Genomic DNA, 6,630 nt, shown 5'->3' on the forward strand with positions numbered 1-6,630 from the left:
TTATGCCTAAAAATCAATCGGCGCCCCGAAAGTGATGTGCACCCCAAAAATAGAAAAATGGGTTAATCGATATTTAGACTTTGGGCCCGAAGAGTTAGATAAAAAATTGCTGAATAAAGTATATACTAGAGATTTTAAAGTATCTGTTTTAAGATTTAGACAAGAAAATAAGTTGTCTTACCGAGAAACAGCTAATCATTTTAAAATTTCTAAAAAAGCTAAAATAAAAAATAGGCAACGTAAATATGATGAAGAAGGAATTCTCGGTTTAGACAACAAAAAGAGAGGAAGGCCTTCTAAAATGAAAAGAAAACAACCATCAATTAAACAAAACGACTTGCCATTAAAAGAAAGTGAACGTGAAGAATTAGAAAGGCTTAGAGATGAAAATGAAATGTTGAAAGCAGGTATAGCTTATCAAAAAAAGTTACAAAGCTTGACCCAACATTACGGAAACAAACATCCGAAAAAGTAAAAATCATTAAAGAACTACATGAAACTTTAAAATTTGGGTTAAGTCTACTATTTAAAGTCTCAGAAATAGCTAAATCAGTTTATTACTATTGGATTAATTGTTTTAAAAAACCAAATAAAAACAATGAGATTGTGAAGACAATTAAAGAAATATGCGACGTGTGTGATTATACTTATGGATATCGTCGAGTTACTCAAGCATTGAAAAATAGAGGAATGACTGTAAATCATAAAAAAGTAAGGAAAATCAATGAAAGAACTAGGATTAACATGTACAAAATTCAATCATAAAAGTCGTAAATATAGCTCATATAAAGGAACCATTGGCAAAGTATCAAATAATGTATTAAAACGTCGTTTTAATACAGATTGACCTTATCAAAAAATTGTAACTGATATTACAGAGTTTAAATTATCTGATGGCACTAAATTATATTTATCCCCGTTTATGGATTTATATAATTCCGAAATTTTAAGCTATCGTATTTCTGCACATCCTACACTAGATATTGTAATTAGCCCTTTAAAAAATATTTTAAATCAACGACCTAGCCTCAACTATCGCATGACACTACACTCTGATCAAGGCTGGCATTATCAGCACAAAACGTATAATAATGTGCTTAAAGAAAACAAAATATTTCAAAGTATGTCTAGAAAAGCCAATTGTTTAGATAATTTTTTAATGGAGAATTTCTTCGGGTTGTTAAAACAAGAAATGTTTTATGGAAAAACGTATGATAGTTTTCAACAATTGGAAAGAGCAATACATGAATATATAAATTTCTACAACCATACAAGAATTAAAGCCAAATTAAAAGGCTTGTCTCCTAAACAATATAGGAATCAAACCTTTATTTAATTAAATTTTATATTTAACCACATAACATGTTCTTTAAAAAAATAATTTAAAATTACCTAAGGACAATAAATATCTTAGGTTATATATTAAAAAACTTGAAATTATAAAAAACTATTAGTAATATTTAATTAAAAGAGGCATATTAACCGAATTCAAACTTAACAATATGTTGGAACATTTGATTTATAATTAAAATAAAAGTTTAAATAATATTCTTAGTGTTATTTTTATTAATTAGGAAAGTATTACTATTCGTATTTGAATTAAAAATAATGGATTTAAAGACTATATTTGATAGAACGGATGTCTAATATATCAATGTTAAATATATACGTAACAAAAATTGTTAATACTAAGTTAAGTGACTTAATAGACCATAGTAAAAAGTTTTTAAGTGAAGCAAGAATTAATAAAATACAAAATATGCATTATGAAATTGACAAAAAAAGATCAATTTTAAGCTATATGCTATTATTATTTGGATTAATTAATGATTATTCAATCTCTATAGACGATATAGAGATTGACGTAGATTATTTTGGTAAACCTTTTTTAGTTAATAATGATTTATTTTTTAATTACTCTCATTCTGGTGATTATATTGTCTGTGCTATAAGTAATAAAAAGGTTGGAATTGATATAGAAAAGTATAGAAAAATGAGAGAAATACCTGTAAACTTAATGCATAAAAAAGAAAAGTATAAATATACTTTTATTAATAATAAAGAAAAATATTTTTTTTGATATATGGTCTTTAAAAGAAAGTTATTTGAAATATTTAGGCATAGGTTTAAGCAAAGGAATTAATTTTTTTATTTTGAATTTAATGCAGATTTTAAGATAAATGTTGTTAGAAATGATGGTAAGAATTTTTATGGAAAGATACAATATGTGTATATAGATCCTAAGTATGTTAGTTCAATTTGTTATGATGAGAAAAAAATAAATAGTATAAAGCAAGTAGAAGTTAAAAATATTTATAGGAGATTAATATGAATAAAATGCTTGTTGTTGAAGATGATGAAGAAATTAGAAATATTATATGTGAATTTTTCTATAATCAAGATTTTCGGATTGAGACAGCTTATAATGGACTAGATGCAATTAGGTTAGGGAGTTCTAAACATTTTGATGTTATTATTCTAGACCTGATGTTGCCTTTCAAAAACGGAGATGAGGTATTAAAAGAATTAAAACAAATAACTGAGACACCTATCATCATTCTTTCAGCTAAATCTTTAATACAAACTAAAGTTGATTTATTTGAGTTAGGTGCTGATGACTACGTCACTAAACCTTTTGATATGAGAGAACTACAGGCTCGAGTAGAAGTTTTATTAAAACGACAAATTGTATGTAAAAATATAAAATTTAAAGAATTTATTTTGAACACAGATCAAAAAGTGTTAATGATAAAAGATGCTAAAATACCATTAACATTAAAAGAATATAAGTTACTCGAGCTATTATTTAAACACCCTAACAAAGTTTACACAAAACAAGAATTATATGAAATAATTTGGGGAGATTATTATATTTATGACGGTGATACTATAAACACCCACATTAGTAACTTAAGAAAAAAAATCAAAATTCATACTAATTGCGAATGTATTCAAACGGTTTGGGGTTTAGGATATAAGTTAGTTGAGTAATTTAGATATATTTTAGAAACGGTTTTTAAAATTTAGAAATTTTTAATTTCTTTCCTATATAATTTAAATTAAAAGTAGAAAAAGGAGAGAAGATTATGATGGTAAATTTAGTTTTGAAAACAAGTAATTTGAGCAAAAATTTCAAAAATACACAAGCACTTAAAAATGTAAATATGAATTTAAAATATGGAGATATATATGGTTTTATTGGTGAAAACGGGTCAGGCAAAACGACTTTAATACGTATTATTTCAGGTTTATCTTATCAGTCTTCTGGAGAAATTGAACTTTTTGGTCAATCCACAAATTTAAATACTCAAAGGTATAAATTAGGTGCGATGGTTGAGAATCCAATGTTATATCCTAATTTGACGGCAAAACAAAATCTTGAAGTTGAGAGAATACAGAGAGGTATTCCAGGGCAAAGGGTAGTAGATGAAACCCTTAATTTAGTAGGACTAAGTGATACAAATAATAAGAAAGTTAAAAACTTTTCTTTAGGAATGAAACAAAGATTAGGGTTAGCAAGTGCATTATTAGCTTCACCAGAGTTATTAATTCTTGATGAGCCAACAAATGGTTTGGATCCGATGGGTATTGTAGACTTAAGAGAATTATTATTAAAGATAAGTGAAGAAAAGAATATTGCGATATTAATTTCAAGTCATATATTGGGTGAATTATACCAATTGGCAAACTGTTATGGTTTTATACATGATGGTAAGCTAGTAGAGGAAATTTCGGCAAAAGAGCTCAAAGAGAAGTGCAATCATCACTTGTCAATAACTGTAGATAACTCAAATAAGGCATCAGCTATTTTACAAAGCAAATTAAATATTCAGAATTTTGAAGTATATCCAAATAATGAGATTAAAATTTATGATTATAGTCTCAATTCAGGAATTATAAATAAAACATTATTAAGTAATGATATTTTGGTGTATGAAGTAACTACAAAGGGTGAAAATTTAGAAAACTATTATAAAAAATTGATAGGTGGAGGTAAACATGATTAATTTAGTTAAATCAGAATTGTATAAAATTAAATTTGAAAGAAGCATTTGGATTATACTTTTAATGGTATTAGCTATATCAGTAAATAACTTTGGCCTTCAAACGAGTAGTAGTGGAAAAGAAGCTCTTATGTCGAGTACAAGAGACTTTGTAACGCTTTTCGCTTGTGCTACTTATGCAGGGATGTCTATTGGTAATGACTTCTCAAAAAGAACAATAAATAAAGTGATTATCTCTGGACATACGAGATTCACAGTCATGCTTAGCAAGTTAATTCATTTTTATTTCGGATGTACCATTATATATTTTTCTACAGCTTTTCTTATTACAATTCCATATGCTTTAACTAAAGGATGGGGAACAAATCTAACAGAGGTAAAAGCAGTATTTGTATATTTAATTTTAACTTTATTTTTTACGCTTTGTACTTCTACTATTATGTTTTTAATTGCTTTTATAATTAAAGAGACAGGAGTAGCCACTGCGATATGTATTTTTGCAATGCTTGTTTTTATTTTATCGATTAAGGATTCAAGTTTTGCTGCTACTACTATGGCTATCAATTTCATTAATGGAAATGGATCTATTATTATAGGTATTTTATTTGGAATAGTCCAAATGATTTTAGGAATAGTATTATCATATATACATTTTAAAAAGGTAGAGTTAAAATAGTGGCTATAAATATAATTTTTCTTCTATCTATATTAGTTATTTTAATTAATTTTAATTTAATCATATATATAATTAAATTAAAAAAAGAGTTGAAAGTATTGTTTATGAAGTTAAATGATATGAGAAGTAAAGAAAAATATAAAAGCTTAAACTTGACGCTTTTAGATAATGATTTAGAAAGGTTAGTAGCTGAAATAAATGAAATTATTGAAGAGCAAGAGAACATAAAGGTTTCAAGTAGGAGACAAGAGAATAAATTGAAGGTAAATATAGCTAATATTTCTCATGATTTGCGTACGCCATTATCTGCTATTTTAGGATACATATTTTTGATTAAAAATAATAAAAATATCGATATTTTCAATTCATTATATATTATTGAAGAAAAAGCTATTTTATTAAATCAATTAGTTCAAGAATTTTATGAGTTATCTGTTTTGAAAGATCCAAATTATGAAGTGAAAAATAAATGTTTTGATGTAGTGAAAGTTCTTGCTGATACTATAGTTGGTTTCTATTCTAATATAGAAGAGAATTCTATAAGCCCTATTATTGATATTCCCCAAAAGCAAATATTTATTAATAGCGATGAATTTATTTGTAAAAGAATATTCCAAAACTTAATAGGAAATGCGGTAAAATATGCTGATAATAATATTGAAATAAACTTAAAGAGATTAGGTAATAAAATTATTTTCACAATTGTGAATGATACTAGCAATATACATAGGAAAGATATTGAAGATTTATACAATCGTTTTTGTACAATTAGCAATACCAATAGACATTCAGGACTTGGACTATCTATAGTTCAAGAATTAATTCATAAAATTAAAGCTAAATGTACAGAATTCACATTGCAAGAAAAAAATTTTAAAGTGACTATAGAAATAGATGTTAATTGATTAGCATTTTTAGTAGTTGATAAAAATTTAATGACGTGACTTTTAAATATATATAACTAGTTGTGTTTTTATAGTACTATGATTGTTAATAATTTTATAGATATTTGTTTTTTACATTAAATTCAAAGAATTTTTGGTTCTATTTCAAATAGAACTGATGACAAATATTTAGAAGTTTATATAAAGTCCAGAACATAAGATAATTCTGTTACGCAAATTCTCAAAATTTTTATAACCATAAGAAACTCTTTTAATTGTTTTAATTTTATTATTAATAACTTCTATTGGACCGTTGGTCAATGTCTTAAATTGGATTGTATTTTTTATATAATATTTATATCTTTTCAACGTACAAATGACAGGTTTGAGCTTATAGCCTACTTCTGACTGTTTGACAGAAATCAGTGTGTTTTCAAATGAACGTACGTTGTTATTTTTAATATGATATCTCAGTTGATGAACATAGGAATATGTGTAGGCTAGCTGAGAATCTAAATTAAGCAAATAAGAAACGATGCCTTTTTCTGTTTTCCATTCTTTAAATAATCTCACTTTCTTATACTGAAATAATTCTAACTCTTCGAGTGGTTTAAGTATGAGTTTCCAAAAACGTTTTAATTTATTGTAGTCTGGTCTATGTATATAACGTAATTCGTTCATGACTTTGATTCGAGTCATGTTGAGTGTTCGATTAAGAGATTGAACAATATGGAACCGGTCGATGATAATTTCTGCATTGGGGAAGACTGTAGGAATCAAAGACATATAGGGTTGATGCATATCTATCGTGACTGTTTTTACTTTTCGACGCTCTTGTAATGAAAAACGAAGGAAATAGTCTTCGAGAGATTTTAATTTACGATCTTCAATGATATCAACAATCTGATGTGTGATTGCATCAGCAAAAATAAAACTCATACTTCCGATCACATGTTTGACACTTTTAAATTCATCCATCATTAGATGTTCAGGTAATGCATCAAAGGGTCTATGATGGATTTGTTGTGCGACTTTTTTAATGAATCGAGATACTGTCGTCACTGAC

Annotated in this window: 10 protein-coding genes; 9 read left to right on the forward strand and 1 reads right to left on the reverse strand. The window is 26.5% G+C overall.

Annotated elements, in window-relative coordinates:
* Nucleotides 1–34: 34 nt before the first annotated feature.
* The 9 genes from HMPREF3264_RS03485 (at nt 35) to HMPREF3264_RS03515 (ending at nt 5,585) form a co-directional block, all read left to right on the forward strand.
* Nucleotides 35–475, forward strand: coding sequence for a helix-turn-helix domain-containing protein (locus tag HMPREF3264_RS03485; RefSeq protein WP_070871940.1), 441 nt, complete (start codon nt 35–37; stop codon nt 473–475).
* A 131-nt stretch (nt 476–606) separates the two neighbouring features.
* Nucleotides 607–765 carry an IS3 family transposase gene (locus HMPREF3264_RS13105; protein ID WP_083327781.1) on the forward strand — a complete coding sequence of 53 codons (159 nt, stop codon included), beginning with the start codon at nt 607–609 and terminating at the stop codon, nt 763–765.
* A 94-nt stretch (nt 766–859) separates the two neighbouring features.
* The gene (locus HMPREF3264_RS12395; RefSeq protein WP_083327782.1) at nt 860–1,336 is read left to right on the forward strand and encodes an IS3 family transposase; all 477 of its coding nucleotides are present in this window, start codon (nt 860–862) and stop codon (nt 1,334–1,336) included.
* A 318-nt stretch (nt 1,337–1,654) separates the two neighbouring features.
* Nucleotides 1,655–2,080, forward strand: coding sequence for a 4'-phosphopantetheinyl transferase family protein (locus HMPREF3264_RS03495; RefSeq protein ID WP_070871941.1), 426 nt, complete (start codon nt 1,655–1,657; stop codon nt 2,078–2,080).
* Nucleotides 2,081–2,105: 25 nt separating this feature from the next.
* Nucleotides 2,106–2,180, forward strand: coding sequence for a hypothetical protein (locus HMPREF3264_RS13110; RefSeq protein WP_371106821.1), 75 nt, complete (start codon nt 2,106–2,108; stop codon nt 2,178–2,180).
* Between the two features lie 148 nt (nt 2,181–2,328).
* Complete coding sequence (locus HMPREF3264_RS03500; RefSeq protein WP_070871942.1) at nt 2,329–2,991, forward strand: response regulator transcription factor; 663 nt, start codon at nt 2,329–2,331, stop codon at nt 2,989–2,991.
* Nucleotides 2,992–3,089: 98 nt separating this feature from the next.
* Nucleotides 3,090–4,007 (forward strand): ATP-binding cassette domain-containing protein, encoded by a 918-nt coding sequence (locus HMPREF3264_RS03505; RefSeq protein ID WP_070871974.1) that lies wholly within the window; start codon nt 3,090–3,092, stop codon nt 4,005–4,007.
* Nucleotides 4,000–4,680 carry a V-type ATPase subunit a family protein gene (locus HMPREF3264_RS03510; RefSeq protein ID WP_070871943.1) on the forward strand — a complete coding sequence of 227 codons (681 nt, stop codon included), beginning with the start codon at nt 4,000–4,002 and terminating at the stop codon, nt 4,678–4,680. The genes HMPREF3264_RS03505 and HMPREF3264_RS03510 overlap by 8 nt, the downstream gene beginning before the upstream one ends.
* The gene (locus HMPREF3264_RS03515; RefSeq protein ID WP_070871944.1) at nt 4,680–5,585 is read left to right on the forward strand and encodes a sensor histidine kinase; all 906 of its coding nucleotides are present in this window, start codon (nt 4,680–4,682) and stop codon (nt 5,583–5,585) included. Before HMPREF3264_RS03510 ends, HMPREF3264_RS03515 begins: the two co-directional genes overlap by 1 nt.
* Nucleotides 5,586–5,753: 168 nt before the next feature.
* On the opposite strand, the gene HMPREF3264_RS03520 is transcribed toward HMPREF3264_RS03515, so the two are convergent.
* Nucleotides 5,754–6,630: ISL3 family transposase (locus tag HMPREF3264_RS03520; protein ID WP_070871945.1), on the reverse strand; the 877-nt coding region annotated here is incomplete at its 5' end.

The organism is Staphylococcus sp. HMSC62A08 (genome assembly GCF_001839105.1).
In the GTDB taxonomy this organism is placed as follows: domain Bacteria; phylum Bacillota; class Bacilli; order Staphylococcales; family Staphylococcaceae; genus Staphylococcus; species Staphylococcus caprae.

What these genes read in the sequence shown, in the direction of transcription:
- HMPREF3264_RS03485 (WP_070871940.1), top strand. Translation starts at nt 35, where the DNA reads ATGTGCACCCCAAAAATAGAAAAATGGGTTAATCGATATTTAGACTTT.
- HMPREF3264_RS03495 (WP_070871941.1), top strand. Translation starts at nt 1,655, where the DNA reads ATGTTAAATATATACGTAACAAAAATTGTTAATACTAAGTTAAGTGAC.
- HMPREF3264_RS03500 (WP_070871942.1), top strand. Translation starts at nt 2,329, where the DNA reads ATGAATAAAATGCTTGTTGTTGAAGATGATGAAGAAATTAGAAATATT.
- HMPREF3264_RS03505 (WP_070871974.1), top strand. Translation starts at nt 3,090, where the DNA reads ATGGTAAATTTAGTTTTGAAAACAAGTAATTTGAGCAAAAATTTCAAA.
- HMPREF3264_RS03510 (WP_070871943.1), top strand. Translation starts at nt 4,000, where the DNA reads ATGATTAATTTAGTTAAATCAGAATTGTATAAAATTAAATTTGAAAGA.